Annotated in this window: 21 protein-coding genes; 15 read left to right on the top strand and 6 right to left on the bottom strand. The window is 67.1% G+C overall.

Annotation, left to right across the window (positions count from 1 at the left end):
* Positions 1 to 12: 12 nt before the first annotated feature.
* A complete protein-coding gene (gene dacB / locus EV678_RS08790; RefSeq protein ID WP_130459204.1) occupies positions 13 to 1,524 on the bottom strand; it encodes a D-alanyl-D-alanine carboxypeptidase/D-alanyl-D-alanine endopeptidase in 1,512 nt (503 codons plus the stop codon).
* Positions 1,525 to 1,594: 70 nt separating this feature from the next.
* On the opposite strand from dacB, the gene EV678_RS08785 reads away from it, so the two are divergent.
* Complete coding sequence (locus EV678_RS08785; protein ID WP_165397477.1) at positions 1,595 to 2,173, top strand: PilZ domain-containing protein; 579 nt, start codon at positions 1,595 to 1,597, stop codon at positions 2,171 to 2,173.
* 61 nt (positions 2,174 to 2,234) lie between these two features.
* Positions 2,235 to 3,626, top strand: a complete 1,392-nt coding sequence (locus EV678_RS08780) for an EAL and HDOD domain-containing protein (protein ID WP_130459202.1) — start codon at positions 2,235 to 2,237, stop codon at positions 3,624 to 3,626.
* 33 nt (positions 3,627 to 3,659) lie between these two features.
* On the opposite strand, the gene EV678_RS08775 is transcribed toward EV678_RS08780, so the two are convergent.
* From EV678_RS08775 to EV678_RS08755, 5 genes are all read right to left on the bottom strand, one after another.
* The gene (locus EV678_RS08775) at positions 3,660 to 4,628 is read right to left on the bottom strand and encodes an SLAC1 anion channel family protein (RefSeq protein ID WP_130459316.1); all 969 of its coding nucleotides are present in this window, start codon (positions 4,626 to 4,628) and stop codon (positions 3,660 to 3,662) included.
* A gap of 203 nt (positions 4,629 to 4,831) precedes the next feature.
* Entirely contained in the window at positions 4,832 to 6,580 is a 1,749-nt protein-coding gene (locus EV678_RS08770; protein ID WP_130459201.1) for a cation acetate symporter, read from the bottom strand.
* Positions 6,577 to 6,894, bottom strand: a complete 318-nt coding sequence (locus EV678_RS08765; protein ID WP_014235409.1) for a DUF485 domain-containing protein — start codon at positions 6,892 to 6,894, stop codon at positions 6,577 to 6,579. Before EV678_RS08765 ends, EV678_RS08770 begins: the two co-directional genes overlap by 4 nt.
* Before the next feature lie 442 nt (positions 6,895 to 7,336).
* Positions 7,337 to 7,552 carry a hypothetical protein gene (locus EV678_RS08760; protein WP_014235408.1) on the bottom strand — a complete coding sequence of 72 codons (216 nt, stop codon included), beginning with the start codon at positions 7,550 to 7,552 and terminating at the stop codon, positions 7,337 to 7,339.
* Positions 7,553 to 7,604: 52 nt separating this feature from the next.
* A complete protein-coding gene (locus tag EV678_RS08755; RefSeq protein WP_014235407.1) occupies positions 7,605 to 8,081 on the bottom strand; it encodes an OmpA family protein in 477 nt (158 codons plus the stop codon).
* Between the two features lie 236 nt (positions 8,082 to 8,317).
* Between EV678_RS08755 and EV678_RS08750 the strand changes: the two genes are divergently transcribed.
* The 13 genes from EV678_RS08750 (at position 8,318) to EV678_RS16070 (ending at position 19,107) form a co-directional block, all read left to right on the top strand.
* Positions 8,318 to 8,548, top strand: coding sequence for a ParD-like family protein (locus EV678_RS08750; protein ID WP_014235406.1), 231 nt, complete (start codon positions 8,318 to 8,320; stop codon positions 8,546 to 8,548).
* Positions 8,545 to 9,369 carry a type I methionyl aminopeptidase gene (map, locus tag EV678_RS08745; protein ID WP_130459199.1) on the top strand — a complete coding sequence of 275 codons (825 nt, stop codon included), beginning with the start codon at positions 8,545 to 8,547 and terminating at the stop codon, positions 9,367 to 9,369. The genes EV678_RS08750 and map overlap by 4 nt, the downstream gene beginning before the upstream one ends.
* Positions 9,370 to 9,664: 295 nt before the next feature.
* Complete coding sequence (locus tag EV678_RS08740; RefSeq protein ID WP_014235404.1) at positions 9,665 to 9,955, top strand: co-chaperone GroES; 291 nt, start codon at positions 9,665 to 9,667, stop codon at positions 9,953 to 9,955.
* 42 nt (positions 9,956 to 9,997) lie between these two features.
* Positions 9,998 to 11,647, top strand: coding sequence for a chaperonin GroEL (groL, locus tag EV678_RS08735; RefSeq protein WP_014235403.1), 1,650 nt, complete (start codon positions 9,998 to 10,000; stop codon positions 11,645 to 11,647).
* Between the two features lie 251 nt (positions 11,648 to 11,898).
* Positions 11,899 to 12,342, top strand: a complete 444-nt coding sequence (locus EV678_RS08730) for a YaiI/YqxD family protein (RefSeq protein ID WP_130459198.1) — start codon at positions 11,899 to 11,901, stop codon at positions 12,340 to 12,342.
* 506 nt (positions 12,343 to 12,848) lie between these two features.
* The gene (locus EV678_RS08725) at positions 12,849 to 12,941 is read left to right on the top strand and encodes a potassium-transporting ATPase subunit F (RefSeq protein WP_014235400.1); all 93 of its coding nucleotides are present in this window, start codon (positions 12,849 to 12,851) and stop codon (positions 12,939 to 12,941) included.
* Positions 12,938 to 14,746 carry a potassium-transporting ATPase subunit KdpA gene (kdpA, locus tag EV678_RS08720; protein ID WP_130459197.1) on the top strand — a complete coding sequence of 603 codons (1,809 nt, stop codon included), beginning with the start codon at positions 12,938 to 12,940 and terminating at the stop codon, positions 14,744 to 14,746. The genes EV678_RS08725 and kdpA overlap by 4 nt, the downstream gene beginning before the upstream one ends.
* A gap of 10 nt (positions 14,747 to 14,756) precedes the next feature.
* Positions 14,757 to 16,835, top strand: a complete 2,079-nt coding sequence (kdpB, locus tag EV678_RS08715) for a potassium-transporting ATPase subunit KdpB (RefSeq protein WP_130459196.1) — start codon at positions 14,757 to 14,759, stop codon at positions 16,833 to 16,835.
* Positions 16,836 to 16,845: 10 nt separating this feature from the next.
* A complete protein-coding gene (kdpC, locus tag EV678_RS08710; protein WP_130459195.1) occupies positions 16,846 to 17,421 on the top strand; it encodes a potassium-transporting ATPase subunit KdpC in 576 nt (191 codons plus the stop codon).
* Positions 17,422 to 17,430: 9 nt separating this feature from the next.
* Positions 17,431 to 17,571 (top strand): hypothetical protein, encoded by a 141-nt coding sequence (locus EV678_RS16075; protein ID WP_165397476.1) that lies wholly within the window; start codon positions 17,431 to 17,433, stop codon positions 17,569 to 17,571.
* Entirely contained in the window at positions 17,568 to 18,404 is an 837-nt protein-coding gene (locus EV678_RS08705; RefSeq protein WP_130459194.1) for a TorF family putative porin, read from the top strand. The genes EV678_RS16075 and EV678_RS08705 overlap by 4 nt, the downstream gene beginning before the upstream one ends.
* Positions 18,405 to 18,617: 213 nt before the next feature.
* Entirely contained in the window at positions 18,618 to 18,920 is a 303-nt protein-coding gene (locus tag EV678_RS08700) for a hypothetical protein (protein ID WP_130459193.1), read from the top strand.
* 10 nt (positions 18,921 to 18,930) lie between these two features.
* Positions 18,931 to 19,107, top strand: coding sequence for a hypothetical protein (locus EV678_RS16070; RefSeq protein WP_165397475.1), 177 nt, complete (start codon positions 18,931 to 18,933; stop codon positions 19,105 to 19,107).
* The last annotated feature ends 3 nt before the right edge of the window (positions 19,108 to 19,110 follow it).

The following is a 19,110-nucleotide window of genomic DNA, read 5'->3' as shown; positions in this document are numbered from 1 at the left end:
GGCCTGGCGGGATCAGTTGGAGAGTGGGGTGCTGGGGGCTGCCTGGGGCGTTGGGCTTTGGCTCGCCACCCATTCCAGCAGGGCCTCCACCGGGCCCCAGGCGGCGCCGGCCTTGGGCCCGCCGGCCAGGGCCACCAGGGCCCAGCGGCGGCCGCCGGCGTCGGTGACGTAGCCGGCCCAGGCGCGCACGCCTTCGATGGAGCCGGTCTTGAGGTGGGCGCGGCCGGCGCTGCTGCCGTTGCCGAAGCGGCGCTTCAGGGTGCCGTCCCTGCCCGCCAGCGGCAGGGAGGCGACGAACTCGGGCATGACCGGGCTCTTCCAGGCCGTCAGCAGCAGTTGCAGCAGGCTGCGGGCGGCGATGCGGTCGTCCCGGGAGAGGCCGGAACCGTTTTCCACCGCCAGTTCGGGGAAGCTGAGGCCCTTTTCCGCCAGCACCTGACGCAGCCCCTGGCGGGCGCCGGCCAGGGTGGCGGCCTCGCCGGCCGGGGTGTCGGCCAGGGCGAGGAAGAGGTGACGGGCCATGACGTTGCTGCTGTACTTGTTGGTGTCGCGCACGATCTCGGCCAGGCTGGGGGATTCCCAGCGCAGCAGGGGCACGCCGCCCACGGGGGCGGGGCCTTCCCGCACCTGGCCGGCAAACTGGCCGCCCAGTTCGCGCCACAGGGGGCGGAAGAGGCCGGCGAGATAGGCGTCGCCGGTCAGGGGGGCCAGGTGCAGAGGTTTTTCGCCGCACACCAGGGGGAAGGTGCCGCCGATGTCGAGGCGCTTGCCGGCGGGGTCGAAGCGCACCGTCAGCTTTTCGCGCCAGTCGCCGCATTCGCCGGCGCCGGGGGCGATGCGGGCGTTCACCGCGAGGCCTTCCTGGGGCACTTCCTGGACCAGGCGCACGCTGCCCGCGGCCAGGTCCGGCACCAGGGTGAAGCGCAGGGCGGTGTAGTTCACCAGGGCCGCATCCGCATTGACGTTGTAGGCCCGCAGGGGCTCGTTGTCGAAGGCGGCGGGGTCGAAGGGGGGCAGGCGATAGGCGCGGCGGTCGGCCACCAGGTCGCCGCCGATCTGGCGTACCTCGGCCCGGTCCCGCAGCTGCCGCAGCAGCAGCCAGAAGCGTTCCAGGGTGAGGGCCGGGTCGCCGCTGCCGACCAGGTAGAGATTGCCTTCCAGGCGGCCGTCCCGGGGGGCGTTGTCGCCGCGCAGTTCGGTCTTCCAGGTGTAGGCCGGGCCCAGCTTTTCCAGGGCGGCGTAGGTGGTCACCAGCTTCATCACCGAGGCCGGGTTCATGGGGCGGGCGGCGTTGTGCAGCAGGCGCGGCGCGGCAGCGTCCACCGCCTGCACGGCGACGGCGAACTGGCCGGGAGGCAGGCCGGCGGCGTTGAGGGCACGGGTGATCTCGGGAGGCAGGACAGTGGCCGTATCCGGCGGCATCTGCCCGGCGGCGTAGGTGTGGAGCGGGTTGCAGAGCAGGGTCAGCCACAGGGCAAGCACCAGGCGGCCGGTGGCGGAGGGACTACGGTGGAATATGCGCATTATTCGGCGTTCGGGGAGGGGCTTTGGGGCGATAATAGCGCGAATCCCACCGTCCCCCGCCCAGCCCATCATGCAAGAACAGCGTCGCCACGTCCGCATCCGTTTCGCCAAGCCCTTGCCGGCCTATGTGGGGCACCAGGGCCAGAACCTGCGGGCGGAACTGCACAATGTTTCCCTCGGCGGCGCCCTGCTGCGCACCGACCTGCCCCTGGCCATCGGCGACCGCTTCGGCCTGGAGTTCGCGCTCCAGGGCATGGGCATCGACACCGTGCCCATCGTCATCAGCCGCGGCCTGGGCGATCTGGTGGGGGTGCGCTTCGACCTGGGGCCGGCTTCCGAGATCCAGCTGGAAGGGGCGATCCAGGACTCGCTGCGCAATGGCATCGCCTCCGTGCTGTCCATGCACACCCTGGCCGGACGCAAGGTGATGCGCATCGCTGGCGCCCTCAACCTGTCCCTGCGCAACGACTTCTTCCACGCCCTGGACAAGATGGGGGTGGCTGAGATCGACCTCTCCGAGGTGACGACCGTGGATGCGGACGGCCTGGCCCTCTGCGTCGTCGCCGCCGAGCGCCGCGGCGTCGTCATCGAGCGGCTCTCGCCGGCGGTGGCCAGCCTCTGGCGCGCGGCCCGCCAACCCTCGGCCTGATCCTGCCGCAGCCGGGTTTCCCGGTCTAGAATGACGGCTTCATCCGAGGAGCCGCCCGCCCATGTTTTCCCGCCTGTTCCGCTCCCGCAGCGAAGTGCCGGCCGCCGCCGAGGCTGCCGCGCCTGTTGCCCCTGCCGCCTCTGGCGCGGCCGCGCCCGCCACGCCGCCGGTTGCTCCCCTGACGGGGGAGGCGCAGCGCCATTCCTTCGTGCGGCGCGAGCCCATCGTCAATCGCCAACAGCGGGTGGCCGCCTACGAGTTCAATCTGGAGGCCCGCCTCGCTTCCCGCCTGGGCGGGCGCAGCGCCGTCGTCCAGCGCAGCCTGCAGGAAGCCCTGTTCCACGAACTGGCATTGGCCTCCGGCGAATCCGGGGTGCTCGGGCAGCGCCTGGCCTTTGTCCCGGTCAGTCCCGATGCCCTGGATTCGGCCGCCCTGGCCCGCCTGCCGCGGCAGAACACGGTGCTCATGCTGGCCCTGCCGCCCGACGTGGAGGCCGAGGCCCTGCCGCCGCCGGCGACCCTGGTGCGGCTGCGCCAGGAAGGCTTTCTCCTGGGCATGTACGTGCCGCCGGACAAGGCCGCCCTGGCCGCCCTGCGGCCCCATCTCGACTACGTGGCGGTGGATGTGGCGGCTTTCGACGGCGAGCGCCTGCGCAACCTGGCCTACGCCCTGAAGACGGTGGACGGCCACACGGTGCACCTCATCGCCGACAACGTGCAGACGGCGGATGAATTCAATCTCTGCTTCCAGCGCGGCTTCGACTATTTCCAGGGCCGCGCCGTGTCCCTCAAGGAAGCCTGGGCGCCGGCCAAGGGTGCCGCTTCCCGCATGCGCATCATCCAGCTGCTCAACCTGGTGCGCAACGAGGCGGAGAACAAGGAGCTGGCGGAAACCCTGAAGCAGGACCCCCTGCTTTCCTTCCGCATCCTGCGCTACATCAACTCCCCCGGCATCGGCCTGACCACGCCCGTTTCCTCCATCGAGCATGCCCTGGTGGTGCTGGGCCTGGGGCGCTTCTACCGCTGGCTGTCCCTGCTTCTGTTCGCCCCCCAGGGCGGCGGCTTCGGCGAGTGGCTGGTGGTGGAGCACGCCCTGACCCGGGGCCGGCTGATGGAACTGCTGGGGGCCGGCCGCTTCCCGCCGGCCGAGCACGATGCCCTTTTCCTGTGCGGCTCCTTTTCCCTGCTGGACCGGCTGCTGCAGCAGCCCCTGGCCGAAGTGGTGGGGCAGCTGACCCTGCCGCCGGCGGTGAAGCAGGCCCTGCTGCAGCGGCAGGGGCCCTACGCCCAGCTGCTGGAGGTGGCGGAAGCCTGCGAGAGCCTGGAGTCGGCCCGCATCGAAAGCGCCGCCCAGGCCGCCGGCCTGGAGGCGGAGGCCACCAACCGGGCCATGATCATGGCCATGGCCTGGGCCAACGAGGTGGGGGAACTGGGCGGTAGCGACGCCCTGTAAGGCGGGGCAGGCCCGGGCGGCCCGCCGCCGGCCTCATTCGGGCTGGCAGATTTCGCCGCGGCGGATGGCCACCAGGGTGCGCGTGATGAGCAGGCCCAGGACCAGGCTGAGGATGGAGAGCAGGATCATGCCCAGGGCGCTGAAAAAGGTGCTGTGGGTGCGGCCGGCCATAGCCAGGGTGGCGATGGTCACTGCCGCCAGGGGGAAGGAATAGGCCCAGGAGGAGAGGAAGAAGGGCACGCGCAGGAAGCGCAGCACATTGGAAAACAGCAGCAGGGCCAGGAACAGGGCCGTGTGCAGCAGGATGCGGGCAAAGGCGTCCACCTCCCCGGTCAGGTTCATCCAGGCCACGCAACCCACCGAGGGCGGCGCCAGGAGGATGAACAGGGTGGGGGTGAGGCGCAGAGGCAGGGGCTCATGGAAGAAGAGCCGGTACATGACGATGGTCAGCAGCACCAGCCAGAACACCAGCCCGATGCTGAAAAAGAACCAGGACAACTCCGGCGGGGCAAAGCGCACGCCGACCACGGGCACGATGATGTTGCCCACCACCGGGATGAACCAGGCCGGGTTGGCGTGCTTGATCTCGTAGTGGGTGTGGTGCAGCCAGCCGCCCATGATGGCCAGGGTGAATGCCAGATGCAGCCCGGCGCCCAGGCCCCAGATCGGGGCGGCGAGGCCGGGGGCGTCCTCGGCCCAGGCGATGGCCAGCAGCAGCAGGCCGATGGAAATGGTGGGGAAGAAGTTGATGCGCACCGGATGGCGCCATTCGCCGAGGACGGCGACCCGGTGGGTGAGGAACTTGAGGCCGTACACCAGGGCCGTCAGCAGCCACACGGCGGTAGCCAGCCAGCGTAGCCATTGGCCCACTTCCGTCGGCGCCCCCAGGACCAGGTGGGCCTTCTGCCAGGCGATGGCAAGGCCGGCGGTGCCCATCACCGTGGAGAAGAAGGAAACGGGGAAGAGGGAGAGCCGGGCGGGCGTGGGGGCGGTGTGGGTCATGGCGGTGGGTTCCGTATAACGGGCGGCCGGAATAAACGCGGCGGGGTCGGACTTGGGCTGCTTCTTGTCGGGATGGCCCGGAATGAGGCCGGCGCCCATTATATGCAAATTCAGCGTTTTCTAATATTCAAAATGGGGGAACCGGACGGGCAAAAAAAAAGCCCGGGGCAAGCCCCGGGCTGTGAGGTGGGTCGGTTTGCTTCTTAGTGGGAGGAGGCCGCTGCGGCACCGATGCCGGTTTCGGAGCGGATTTCCTGATCCAGGTAGGCGACGCGTTCCTTGGCGGCCTGTTCGCTGCGATCCATCAGGGAGAACAGCCAGATGCCGATGAAGCCGGCAGCCATGGAGAACAGGGCCGGGGAGGCGTAGGGGAAGATTTCCGTCTTGTTGCCCAGGATGTCGACCCAGATGGACTTGGAGAGGACAGTCAGGACCACAGCGGTGATCAGGCCCAGGAAGCCGCCGTAGAAGGCGCCCTTGGTGGTGCAATCCTTCCACAGCACGGACATGAAGAGCACCGGGAAGTTGGCGGATGCGGCGATGGCGAAGGCCAGGGACACCATGAAGGCGATGTTCTGCTTTTCGAAGGCGATACCCAGCACCACCGCGATGATGCCCAGGGCAACGGTGGTCATCTTGGACACGCGCATTTCCGTGGCGCTATCCACGTTGCCGTGACGGAACACGGAAGCGTAGAGGTCATGGGACACGGCGGAGGCACCGGACAGGGTCAGACCGGCAACCACAGCCAGGATGGTGGCGAAGGCCACGGCAGAGATGAAGCCGAGGAACACGTTGCCGCCCACGGCGTTGGCCAGGTGGATAGCCGCCATGTTGCCGCCGCCCTTCAGCACGCCCTTGGCATCCAGGAACTCGGGGTTGGTACCGACGAGCACGATGGCGCCGAAGCCGATGATGAAGGTCAGGATGTAGAAGTAACCGATCCAGGTGGTGGCCCAGAACACGGACTTGCGGGCTTCCTTGCCATCCGGCACGGTGAAGAAGCGCATCAGGATGTGGGGCAGACCGGCGGTACCGAACATCAGGGCCATACCGAAGGAAATGGCGGAGATGGGATCCTTGATGAAGGAGCCCGGGCCCATGATGGACTGACCCTTGGCGGCAGCAGCGGCAGCGACCGTCTCGGCAGTGGCACTCGGATCGGTTTCCAGCGCCTTGGCCAGCAGGCCCTTGGCAGCCAGGTCGGTCTTGATGCGCACGGCGTCGGCGAACAGGGCTTCAGGGGAGAAGCCGTACTTGGCCAGCACCATGAACACCATGAAGGAAGCGCCGGAGAGCAGCAGCACGGCCTTGATGATCTGCACCCAGGTGGTGGCCGTCATGCCGCCGAACAGCACGTAGACCATCATCAGGATGCCGACCAGCACCACGGCCATCCAGTAGTCGAGGCCGAACAGCAGCTTGATCAGCTGGCCGGCACCCACCATCTGGGCGATCAGGTAGAAGGCCACCACCACCAGGGTGCCGGAAGCCGCCAGAGCGCGGATCGGCGTGGCCTGGAAGCGGTAGGCTGCCACGTCGGCAAAGGTGAATTTGCCCAGGTTCCGCAGGCGCTCGGCCATGAGGAACATGATGATGGGCCAGCCCACCAGGAAGCCGATGGAGTAGATCAGGCCGTCGTAGCCGTTGGCGAACACGGCGGCAGAAATACCCAGGAAGGAAGCGGCGGACATGTAGTCGCCGGCGATGGCCAGGCCGTTCTGGAAACCGGTGATGCCGCCGCCAGCGGTGTAGAAGTCAGCCGCCGTCTTGGTCTTGGAGGCTGCCCACTTGGTGATCCACAGGGTCAGCAGCACGAAGGCGCCGAACATGATGATGGCCGTCCAGTTGGTGGCCTGCTTTTCGGCCTGGCCTTCCAGCGCCGCGGCGAACACCGGGGAGCTGAGCAGGCCCAGGCCGGCGAGGGCGAGGGTGTTGGTCAGTTTTTTCATTTCTTCATTTCCTCCTGGACGATCTGCTCGGTCAGGGCATCGAACTCGCTGTTGGCGCGGCGGACGTAGAGGCCGGTGATGGCGACGGTGAACAGGATCAGGCCGACACCGACGGGAATGCCGACGGTCATGACGCCGCTTTCGGACAGCTTCTGGGCCAGCAGCGCCTTGTCGAAGGCGATGATGGCGATATAGCCGTAGTAGGCCAGCAGCATGATGACGGTCAGGGTCCAGCCAAAGACGTTGCGCTTGCTTTTCAGCTCGTGGAATTTCGGGTTTGCCCGAATCCGCTTGGTCAGCTCTTGTTGACTCATTTGTCTCCTCCTAAAAAACCTCCGGGCCAATCGAAGGAATGGCCATGGAGCCGAACTATGTCCCCGAAGACTTACAGTTCCCTTACTCCAATGAGAACTTTTTGCGTCAGGACGGAAGAATTTCGAGTCTCGGTAAGTGAATGATTTAATGGAAAAACGATTTGTGCGCTGCGTCAATTTTTCTTGGCGGTTATGCCGTTGCAATGGGGTGTTTCATGTCGTCTGGTGCAATCGATTCATCAATGCGTAAATTGCGGAAGCGCTGTTTTGATTCGGTTTTTGGGCTTGGCAGCCCAGGTGGCCGCGTCCGCGATTAACCGCGGACGGGGAGGGGGAGGGGGTGGTGCAAATGCGGAAAGAACGGCGCCGGTATTGGTCCGGCGGGTGTCCGTCAGGGGGGTGACGGACGTTCCGGAGCGGTGCCGCTGTGAAAAATATTTTTTTAGGCGAGGAAGTTCTGCCGTTCCTTGAACAGCTTGCGGGCATCGGCGTGGGCCTGCTCCAGGTTGCGCAGGGCCGGATCGTCGTCGTGGGGGCAGAAGTATTCCTTGTCCTGGGCGGCCATGACCAGGGCGATGGCCGCCTCGTCCTCCAGGTCGTACTTCTCGGTGATCAGGGTGGTGACTTCGTCCAGATACTCTTCGTAGGTCATGGGCATGGCGGAATTCCAGGGAGGAGGGCGGGCCGGCGGCATGGCCGCCAAAGGGGGGTCAGGGCTGCAGCACCAGTTCGACACGGCGCCAGGAACTGCGGCAGGCTTCGCTGTCGCAGGCCGGCGCCAGTTCCCTGCCCCGGGCGCGGATGAGTATCTGGGTGCCGCGGACGCCACGGCGTACCAGGGCGGCCTCCACCAGGGAGGCCCATTTCTCCGACAGGGCCAGGCAGTACTCCTTGCTGCCCAGGTGGTCCGTGTGGGCACGCAGCACCAGGCGCCGCAGCCGGTCGGCCCGCAGCTCCTCGGCCATCTGGTCGAGCAGGGGCGCCGCCGCCGGCGGCACCTCGGCATCGCCGGGGGAGAAATAGACGCTGGGGGCCTGGGGCGTGGCCACCACTTCGGCCGGGGGCGGCACGCTGGGCCGGGCCGGGGCCGGCGGTCGCGGCGCGCTGACGACGGTGGGGGCAGTGGGCGCGGCGCAGGCCGCAAGACAGGCGGCGAGGCAAAGCAGGGTCAGGCGAATGGGCTGCATCGGAATCTGGCGGGGCCGCCGCCGGGCCGTCGTCCGCCACCGGCGAGGGGCGCATGGCTGTCCGGGGCCCCGCAGCGGGACTGGGAAGCCTGCCATTATAGGGGCGGCCCAGGCCCGGGGGCGAGTCCGGGAATCGCCGCAAAGCCCGGCCCGGACCTGGGGGGGCAGGATGGGCCAGAGCACACATATTTTTGCTAGTATACGATTCGTATATGAATCGTATATTTTGAGGTGTCATGGGAATCGTCAAAATTTCAGAGCAGATGCACGAAAATTTGCGTCTCACCAGCGGCGCCTTGAGCCGTTCCATCAACGCGCAAGCGGAACATTGGCTACGTGTGGGGATGCTCGCGGAACTCAACCCGAACCTGGCCTACGCTGATATCTGCCAGTTGCTGATTCAGGCGGAACGGCAGGCTGAAGGCAGTTCTGCCGACAAGGATGCAGCGGTGGCGCAGGCGGCATGAGCGCAGCGCGAGCCGTACCCATCCGGGCGGAGGCCGAGATTGCCATGGCCCGACGCGCCGGAATGTTGGCTGCCGATGTCCTGCGGATGATTGCCGGCCATATCCGGCCGGGAGTTACCACCAATGAGCTGGACCGCTTGTGCCACGAGTACATTGTCCATGTGCAGCAGGCGATTCCTGCCAATGTGGGCTACCACGGCTACCCCAAGACCATTTGCGCTTCGGTAAACCATGTGGTTTGCCACGGCATTCCGTCCGACAAGAAGCTGAAGGACGGGGACATCGTCAACATCGACGTTGCCGTCATCAAGGACGGCTGGTTCGGCGATACGAGCAGGATGTTCCTGGTCGGCAACCCCGGCATCCTGGCCCGGCGCCTGGTGCGCACGACCTATGAAGCCATGCGGGCAGGTATACGGCAGGTCCGTCCGGGGGCCCCCCTTGGCGATGTCGGCCACGCCATCCAGAGCGTTGCCCAGCGGGAGAACTTCAGCGTCGTTCGCGAATACGGCGGCCACGGCATCGGCACGGTCTACCACGACGACCTGCATGTGCCCCACTACGGCCAGCCCGGTAAGGGGCTGAAACTGGAGCCGGGCATGATCTTCACCATTGAGCCGATGCTCAATGCGGGCGGCGCCGCCATCCGCCATCTGCCTGACGACTGGACGGTCGTGACCAAAGACCGCTCCCTTTCGGCCCAGTGGGAGCACATGGTGCTGGTGACCGAAACCGGTTTCGAGATTTTGACGCCCTGGCCCGATGGGGAGGGGGACTACCCGCCCATCACGCCGGCAGGCGCCGTCCTGTCCCTGTCCTGATCCTGCCATTGGGCTCTGGCGCCTACCGGAGGGTGTATTGATCGGTTCCGTGGGTTGGGTGGATGTTTGTATTTTGGATCAGTTGCTTAGCTTCCTTCCCCCGGCAATTTTCTGCCTCTCGCCATACCTGGGGACAACAATTGTGTCTGGCCGCCCTTGAAATCGAAGGGGGGCGCCCCTATTATTAGCACTCGCTCGGGGTGAGTGCTAACAGGCCAGGCCTTCACCACCCCGCCTGACCGGGCCGACAGGCCCCTGAATCCCTGCAATAACTTCGTTACAAGGAGCTATCCCTATGAAAATCCGTCCCTTGCACGACCGTGTGATCGTCAAGCGCGTCGAAGCTGAGCGCACCACCGCTTCCGGTATCGTCATCCCCGATTCCGCCGGTGAGAAGCCCGATCAGGGTGAAGTCCTGGCCGTTGGCCCCGGCAAGCGTGACGATTCCGGCAAGCAGAACGCCCCCGACGTGAAGGTGGGCGACCGCGTCCTGTTCGGCAAGTACGCCGGCCAGACCGTCAAGGTGGACGGCCAGGAACTGCTGGTCATGCGCGAAGAAGACATCATGGGCGTGGTCGAGGCCTAAGCCTCTCCCCCTTTCCCATTCAACAGATTCTGGAGAATTTCAATGGCAGCTAAAGAAGTCAAATTCGGTGATTCCGCCCGCGCCCGCATGGTCGAAGGCATCAACGTCCTGGCCGACGCGGTCAAGGTGACCCTGGGCCCCAAGGGCCGCAACGTGGTGCTGGAGCGCTCCTTCGGCGCCCCCACCGTGACCAAGGACGGTGTGTCCGTGGCCAAGGAAATCGAACTGAAGGACAAGTTCGCCAACATGGGCGCCCAGATGGTCAAGGAAGTCGCTTCCAAGACCTCCGACCTGGCTGGTGACGGCACCACCACCGCCACCGTGCTGGCCCAGGCCATCGTGCGCGAAGGCATGAAGTACGTGGCCGCCGGCATGAACCCGATGGACCTGAAGCGCGGTATCGACAAGGCTGTCGCCGCCACCATCGAAGAGCTGAAGAAGATTTCCAAGCCCTGTGCCACCACCAAGGAAATCGCCCAGGTCGGTTCCATCTCCGCCAACTCCGACGCTGACATTGGCACCATCATCGCCAATGCCATGGAAAAGGTCGGCAAGGAAGGCGTCATCACCGTTGAAGACGGCAAGTCCCTGAATAACGAACTGGACGTCGTCGAAGGCATGCAGTTCGACCGCGGCTACCTGTCCCCCTACTTCATCAACAACCCGGACAAGCAGATTGCCGTCATGGACAATCCCTTCGTCCTGCTGTTCGACAAGAAGATCTCCAACATCCGCGACCTGCTGCCCGTGCTGGAACAAGTCGCCAAGGCCGGCCGTCCCCTGCTGATCATCGCTGAAGACGTGGAAGGCGAAGCCCTGGCCACCCTGGTGGTGAACAACATCCGCGGCATCCTGAAGACCGTGGCCGTCAAGGCTCCCGGCTTCGGCGACCGTCGCAAGGCCATGCTGGAAGACATCGCCATCCTGACCGGCGGCCAGGTGATCTCCGAAGAAGTGGGCCTGACCCTGGAAAAGGCTACCCTGGATGACCTGGGCCAGGCCAAGCGCATCGAAGTGGGCAAGGAAAACACCACCATCATCGACGGCGCCGGTTCCGAAGACGCCATCAAGGCCCGCGTGGCCCAGGTGCGTGCCCAGATCGAAGCCGCCACCTCCGACTACGACCGCGAAAAGCTGCAGGAACGCGTGGCCAAGCTGGCCGGCGGCGTGGCCGTGATCAAGGTGGGTGCTGCCACCGAAGTCGAAATGAAGGAAAAGAAGGCCCGCGTCGAAGACGCCCTGCACGCCACCCGCGCTGCCGTTGAAGAAGGCATCGTCCCCGGCGGCGGCGTTTCCCTGCTGCGCGCCCGCGCCAACCTGGGCAACCTGAAGGGCGACAACCACGACCAGGACGCCGGCATCAAGATCGTGCTGCGCTCCCTGGAACAGCCCCTGCGCGAAATCGTTGCCAACGCCGGCGACGAGCCTTCCGTGGTGGTGAACAAGGTGGTTGAAGGCAAGGGCAACTTCGGCTTCAACGCCGCCACCGGCGAGTACGGCGACATGGTGGAAATGGGCGTGCTGGACCCCACCAAGGTCGAGCGCACCGCTCTGCAGAACGCCGCTTCCGTCGCCGGCCTGATGCTGACCACCGATTGCATGGTGGCCGAGCTGGCCGAAGACAAGCCCGCCGCCGGCATGCCCGACATGGGCGGCATGGGTGGTATGGGCGGCATGGGCATGGGCATGTAATTCGCCCCTGCCAGCATCTGCTGCAAAAAAGCCCGGCTTGAAGCCGGGCTTTTTCTTTTGGGATTGTCTGCCGACACCGCCGCCGCAGCTCCCCCGGCGGGTCTCCATCCGCTGGCGGCAGCGGCACTCCCGTCCGGCGAAGTTCCCCGGTCCCGGTTCCGGGCGGCGGACGGAATCCGGCCCGCCCCGCTGCCAGTTGGGGGCGCTTGCGGTAAGCTGCCGGCCATTCTCCCGTTCGGAACCCGCTGACCATGCAAATCTGGGTCGATGCCGATGCCTGTCCCAAGGCCATCAAGGAAATCCTCTTCCGCGTGGCGACGCGCACCCAAATCCTGGTCACCCTGGTGGCCAACCAGGCCCTCTACGCGCCGCCCTCGCCCTACCTGCGCAGCATCCAGGTGCCCAAGGGCTTCGACGTGGCGGACAACGAAATCGTCGCCCGGGTGGCGGCGGGGGATCTGGTCATCACCGCCGACATTCCCCTGGCGGCGGAAGTCATCGCCAAGGGCGCCCGGGTGCTGACGCCCCGGGGCGAGCCCTACGACAAGGGCTCCATCCAGGCTGCCCTCTCCATGCGCAATTTCATGGACACCCTGCGCTCCGCCGGGGTCGAGACCGGCGGCCCTGCCGCCATGAGCCAGTCCGACCGCCACGCCTTCGCCCAGCAACTGGAGCGCCTGCTGCCCCGGGGCTGAGGCGCTCCGGTTCCTTCCGTTAGAACCGCCGCAGCGGCGCCGTTGGCGGCGCCCGTCCCTTTCCTTTCGGCGTAGCCGGTCCCGGAGAGCCCCGTCCGAAGGCAGTGTCGCGGCTGGCCCCCGTCGTCCTTCATTTCCTCTTGCCGCCGGGTGTCATGGCGCCCCGCCCGGGCCTGCGCTCCTCCTTCCCGCACGTTGTCTCTGCTCTCATCGCCTCGGCTGAGAGGCAGCAAGGACGGGCATTTCGGCTATGGCTGCCTGAAGATGGCCGTCCCTATTGCCTTCTCAGCCAGGTCTTGAAGCCGGTCCGGCGTCTTTACGCCATCTTAACGAGGCCCTCCCCAGCTTTAGCAAGGTCTTGATTCCTCCCCGCCTACAGTTCGAGCGTGATGTTCCATCTGCATACGGAGGATTTCCATGGACCTGTTCTACATCGGCCTGGCCGTCGGCTTCTTTGCCCTGACGGCCGGCCTGGTGGCCTGTTTCGACCGCTTGCGGAGGTCGTGATGGCGCCCCTCTACCTGATCGCCCTGGCGGTGGCCGGCGGCCTCTTCGCCTATCTGCTGGCCGTGCTGTTCTACCCGGAGGACTTCTCATGAACGCCAACCTCCTGCTGCAGTACGGCTTCTTCTTCGCCGTCCTCTTTCTCCTGGCCTGGCCCCTGGGGCTGTACATGGCCCGCATCTACCGGGGCGACCTGCCGGCCTTCGTGGCCTGGCTGCGGCCGCTGGAGAACTTCTGCTACCGCCTGGCCGGCGTGCGCCACGGCGACGACATGGGCTGGCGCCGCTATGCCGGCGCCGTGCTGGCCTTCAGCCTGCTCGGCGTGCTCGCCGTCTACGCCCTGCAGCGCCTGCAACTGTGGCTGCCCTTCAATCCCCAGGCCATGGCCAACACCACGCCGGACCTGGCCTTCAACACCGCTGTCAGCTTCGTCACCAATACCAACTGGCAGGCCTACGGCGGCGAGACCACCATGAGCTACCTGACCCAGATGCTCGGCCTGGCGGTGCAGAACTTCCTTTCCGCCGCCACCGGCATGGCCGTGGTGGTGGCCCTGATGCGGGGCTTCCAGCGCAAGGAGGCCGGCGGCATCGGCAATTTCTGGATCGACCTGGTGCGCTCCACCCTCTACGTGCTGCTGCCCCTGTCCCTGATCCTGGCCCTCGCGCTGGTGGGGCAGGGCGTGGTGCAGAGCGTGGCGCCCTACGCCAGTGTGCCCCTGACCCAGGCGGTGGATTACGAACAACCCAAGGTCGGCGCCGACGGCCAGCCCGTGCTCGACGCCGCGGGCAAGCCGGTGCTGGAAGCAGCCACCGCCAGGGAGCAGACCCTGGCCCTGGGGCCGGCGGCCAGCCAGATCGCCATCAAGCACCTGGGCACCAACGGCGGCGGCTTCTTCAACGCCAATTCCAGCCATCCCTACGAGAACCCGACCCCGGTTTCCAACCTGTTGCAGATGCTGGCCATCGTCCTCATCCCGGCCGCCCTCTGCTTCACTTTCGGCCGCTGGGTCGGCGACCTGCGCCAGGGCCTGGCCATCCTCGCTGCCATGACCGCCATCCTGGTGGCCCTGCTGGCGGTGGAAGTGTGGGCCGAGCAGGCCGGCAACCCCCTGTTCGAGCGGCTCGGTCTGGCCACCCAGGGCAGCGAGCTGATGGCTGGCGGCAATATGGAAGGCAAGGAGGCCCGCTTCGGCATCAGCGCCACCTCCCTCTTCGTCACCGTCACCACCGCCGTCTCCTGCGGCGCCGTCAATGCCATGCACGATTCCCTCACGCCCCTGGGCGGCCTGGTGCCGATGTGGCTGATGCAGCTGGGCGAGGTGGTCTTCGGCGGCGTCGGTTCCGGCCTCTACGGCATGCTGGTGTTCGCCATCGTCGGCGTCTTCGTCGCCGGCCTGATGATCGGCCGCACCCCGGAATACCTGGGCAAGAAGATCGAGGCCTACGAGATGAAGATGGCCGCCGTGGCCATCCTCGCCACGCCCCTGGCGGTGCTCCTGGGCACGGCCCTGAGCCTGATGCTGGAGGCGGGTGCCGCGGGCGTCTTCAACCCCGGCGCCCACGGCTTCTCGGAAGTGCTGTACGCCTTCTCTTCCGCCGCCAACAACAACGGCAGCGCCTTCGCCGGCCTGGGCGCCAACACGCCCTACTACAACACCGCCCTGGGTCTGGCCATGCTCTTCGGCCGCTTCACCATCATCGCCGCGGTGCTGGCCATCGCCGGCTCCCTTGCCGCGAAGAAGCGCATTCCCCCGTCCGCCGGCACCCTGCCGACCCATACGCCCCTGTTCGTGGTGCTGCTGATCGGCACCGTGATCGTGGTCGGCGCCCTGACCTTCCTGCCGTCCCTGGCCCTGGGGCCGGTGGTGGAACACCTGCAGATGGTCGGCGTCCGCTAAGGAGTCCTCGATGAAAACAACAAGCCAATCCCTCTACGACCGGGCCCTGCTGCAAGAAGCCGCCTGGGAATCGGTCAAGCGCCTCTCCCCCCGCTACCAGGTGAAGAACCCGGTGATGTTCGTGGTCTGGCTGGGCAGCCTGCTCACCACCGGCCTCTGGCTCCAGGCCCTGGCCGGGGAGGGCGAGGCGCCCGCCGGCTTCATCCTGGCCATCACCCTGTGGCTGTGGTTCACCGTGCTCTTCGCCAATTTCGCCGAGGCCGTGGCCGAGGGCCGGGGCAAGGCCCAGGCCGCTGCCCTGAAGGGCCTGAAGAAGACCGTGTGGGCCAAGAAGTTGCGGGAAGCCCACGCCGGCGCCCCCTTCCACACCGTGCCCTCGGAAGACCTGCGCAAGGGCGACGTGGTGCTGGTCCAGGCCGGCGACGTCATTCCCGGCGACGGCGAGGTGGTGGAAGGCGTGGCCTCGGTGGACGAATCGGCCATCACCGGCGAATCGGCCCCGGTGATCCGGGAGTCCGGCGGCGACTTCAGCGCCGTCACCGGCGGCACCCGGGTGCTCTCCGACTGGCTGGTGGTGAAGATCACCGTCAATCCGGGGGAGACCTTCCTCGACCGCATGATCGGCATGGTGGAAGGGGCCAGGCGGCAGAAGACGCCCAACGAGATCGCCCTGACCATCCTGCTGGTGGCCCTGACCCTGACCTTCCTCCTGGCCACGGCGACCCTGCTGCCCTTCTCCATCTACAGCGTCGGCGTCGCCGGCAGCGGCAGCCCGGTCACGGTGACGGTGCTGGTGGCCCTGCTGGTGTGCCTCATTCCCACCACCATCGGCGGCCTGCTCTCGGCCATCGGCGTCGCCGGCATGGGGCGGATGATGGAAAAGAACGTCATCGCCACCTCCGGCAAGGCGGTGGAAGCCGCCGGCGACGTGGATGTGCTGCTGCTGGACAAGACCGGCACCATCACCCTGGGCAACCGCCAGGCCGCCGCCTTCGCCCCCGCCGCCGGCGTCAGCGAGAAGGAACTGGCCGAGGCGGCCCTGCTCGCCTCCCTCGCCGACGAAACGCCGGAGGGCCGCTCCATCGTCACCCTGGCCAAGGAGCGCCTGCACCAGCGGGGCCGGGACATCCACGCCGACGGCGCCAGCTTCGTGCACTTCACCGCCCAGACCCGCATGAGCGGCATCGACTGGCAGGGGCGCAGCATCCGCAAGGGCGCCGCCGACGCGGTCAAGGCCCACATCCTGGCCCTGGGCGGCGAATGGTCTGCCGCCGTGCAGCAGGCGGTGGACGACATCGCCCGCCGCGGCGCCACGCCCCTGGCGGTGGCCGAATCCAGCGCCGGCGCCGCCCGGGTGCTGGGGGTGGTGGAGCTGAAGGACATCGTCAAGGGCGGCATCAAGGAGCGCTTCGCCGAACTGCGCCGCATGGGCATCAAGACGGTGATGATCACCGGCGACAACTCCCTCACCGCCGCCGCCATCGCCGCCGAGGCCGGGGTGGACGACTTCCTGGCCGAAGCCACGCCGGAGGCCAAGCTCAAACTGATCCGCCAGCACCAGCAGGACGGCCGCCTGGTGGCCATGACCGGCGACGGCACCAACGACGCCCCGGCCCTGGCCCAGGCCGACGTGGCGGTGGCCATGAACAGCGGCACCCAGGCGGCCAAGGAGGCCGGCAACATGGTGGACCTGGATTCCAACCCCACCAAGCTGATCGAGATCGTGGAGACGGGCAAGCAGATGCTGATGACCCGGGGCGCCCTCACCACCTTCTCCATCGCCAACGACGTGGCCAAGTACTTCGCCATCATCCCGGCCGCCTTCGCCGCCACCTATCCGGCCCTCGGCGTGCTCAACGTCATGGGCCTGGCGACGCCGGCCTCGGCCATCCTCTCGGCGGTGATCTTCAACGCCCTGGTGATCGTCGCCCTCATCCCCCTGGCCTTGAAGGGCGTGGCCTACCGGCCCCAGGGCGCCGCCGCCATCCTGCGCCGCAACCTGCTGGTCTACGGCGTGGGCGGCCTGGTGGTGCCCTTCGCCGGCATCAAGGCCATCGACCTCATGCTTGTCGGCCTGCATCTGGCCTAAGGAGACTTCCATGCTCAAGGAACTGCAACCCGCCCTGATCCTCCTGGCGCTGCTCAGCGCCCTCACCGGCGCTGCCTACCCGGCCCTGGTCACCGGCCTGGCCCAGGCCACCATGTCCGACCAGGCCAACGGCAGCCTGCTCAAGGAAAACGGCCAGGCCGTGGGCTCCCGCCTCATCGGCCAGCCCTTCTCCGACCCCCGCTACTTCTGGGGCCGCCCCTCCGCCACCGCGCCCATGCCCTACAACGGCGGCAGTTCCGGCGGCGCCAACCTGGGGCCCCTCAACCCGGCCCTGGAGGCGGCGCTGCAGGAGCGCATCAGCGTCCTCAAGGCGGCGGACCCTAGCCAGCAGGCCCCCATCCCGGTGGATCTGGTGACGGCCTCCGCCAGTGGCCTCGATCCCCACATCAGTCCCGCCGCCGCCCGCTGGCAGGCGCCCCGGGTAGCCCGCCTGCGGGGCCTGCCCGAAGCCCGGGTGCTGGCCCTGCTGGAGCGCCACACGGAAGGCCGCCAATGGGGCTTCCTGGGTGAGCCCCGGGTCAATGTCCTGGCCCTCAACCGGGCCCTGGACCAGGCGGCGCCCTGAGAGCCCGCCATGACCGGCCCGCTCCTGGACCTCTGCCACCTGCTGCTGGCGCTGCTGGCCATTTTCGCCCCCATCGCCCTGGCCGGCTGGCTGCTGGGACATCGTCCCCCGGCACCTTCCCCTTCACCCAAAAACAGGAAAAACCCATGAACAACTCCAAGCACCTTGTACTTCTGCCCCTGCTTCTGCTTGCCGCCGGCGCCGCCGGCGCCGAGGCGGAGGCCGCCCCGGACCTTTCCGTCAGCAGCAATCTCAACCTGGTCAGCGAGTACCGTTTCCGCGGCATCGACCAGACCTGGGGCGGCCCCGCCCTCCAGGGCGGCGTGGACCTGGCCCACCGCAACGGCCTCTATGCCGGCCTGTGGGCCTCCAACGTCTCCGGCAACTCCTACCCGGGCAGCAACCTGGAGGTGGACTACTACGCCGGCTACAACGGCAAGCTGGACGACGACTGGGGCTACACCGTCGGCGGCTACGGCTACTGGTATCCCGGTGCCAATGTGGACAAAGGGACCTGTCCCTCCGCCGCCTGGGCGGCCCCCTGTTCCCTGCCGGGGCAGAAATTCGACAACTTCGAGCTGAACGGCGGCTTCTCCTGGCGCTGGCTCAGCTACAAGCTGTCCGTGTCCCTCACGGACTACTTCGGCGCCAACACCAAGACCGGCTACAGCAGCGACACCAAGGGCAGCCTCTACCACGACCTGAGCGCCAACGTGCCCCTGGCCGAGGACCTGACCCTCAACCTGCACCTGGGCCGCACCGACGTCAAAGCCACCTACGGTGGCATCAGCGCCGACTACACCGACTACCGCCTCGGCCTGACCAAGACCTTCAGCGGCGGCTGGAGCCTCTCCGGCGCCTGGGTCGGCGCCACCAACGACCGCTTCTACCGGCCTCCGGTGGGCGGCCTTTCCGCTGCCAATGGCGAAACCCGGGAGTTGAACAAGGACCGTCTCGTCCTCCAGGTGGGACGTTCCTTCTAACGGGTTCCGACAGCAGCTTCCACCTCCCCCGGGGAAGCTGTTTCTTGTGCCGGCCCAGGCTTCGCCCGGGCCGGTTTTTTTTCTGCCGGATTTGGGGGGCGATTCTTAACGCCATCTTGATACGGGGTCGGCTATTTTTGACCCCATTGCAACAGCCCCTTTTCTAATCTGTGGGCATCGGGTGCCGCGCCACCCTTCGTTCCCAGGTGTCCTATGAATGCCAATGTCTGTATCGGAATCCGTATCGACGGCGACCAGCTGCGACTGGCTGCCCGCCAGCAGGGCCGCGCCCTCGGCCAGGTTTCCTTCTCCCGCGACAGCGTCGGGCGTCGCGCCCTGGCCAGCTACCTGGCGGCCTGGGAGGCGCCGTTGCGGCTGGCGGTGGCGGCCGGGGCCGCCGGCATCGCCCTGGCCGTGGCCCTCGGCGACGGGCCGGGGCGGGAGGTCTATCTGGTGGCCGCCAGCATCGCCGACCAGCCGGCGGCCCTGGCCCGCTACGCCGAGCAGCGCCTGTGAGGGAACGGCCATGCCCATCCATATCTGCCCCGTCTGCGGCACCCGCCATCCCATCAGTGCCGTCGAGCATCCCTTCGCCTACGGCCGCCAGCTGACCTGCGGCCCCCAGTGCAAACACCGCCTGCGCCAGCAGGTACGGCAGCGCATCCTGGCCGAGCTGGCCCTGCGCGCTGCCGCCAAGGAATAAACT

The organism is Azospira oryzae, assembly GCF_004217225.1.
GTDB classification, from domain to species: Bacteria; Pseudomonadota; Gammaproteobacteria; order Burkholderiales; family Rhodocyclaceae; genus Azospira; species Azospira oryzae.
The sequence above is the reverse complement of the archived record's forward strand: the minus strand, read 5'-3'. Positions and strand labels throughout refer to the sequence as shown.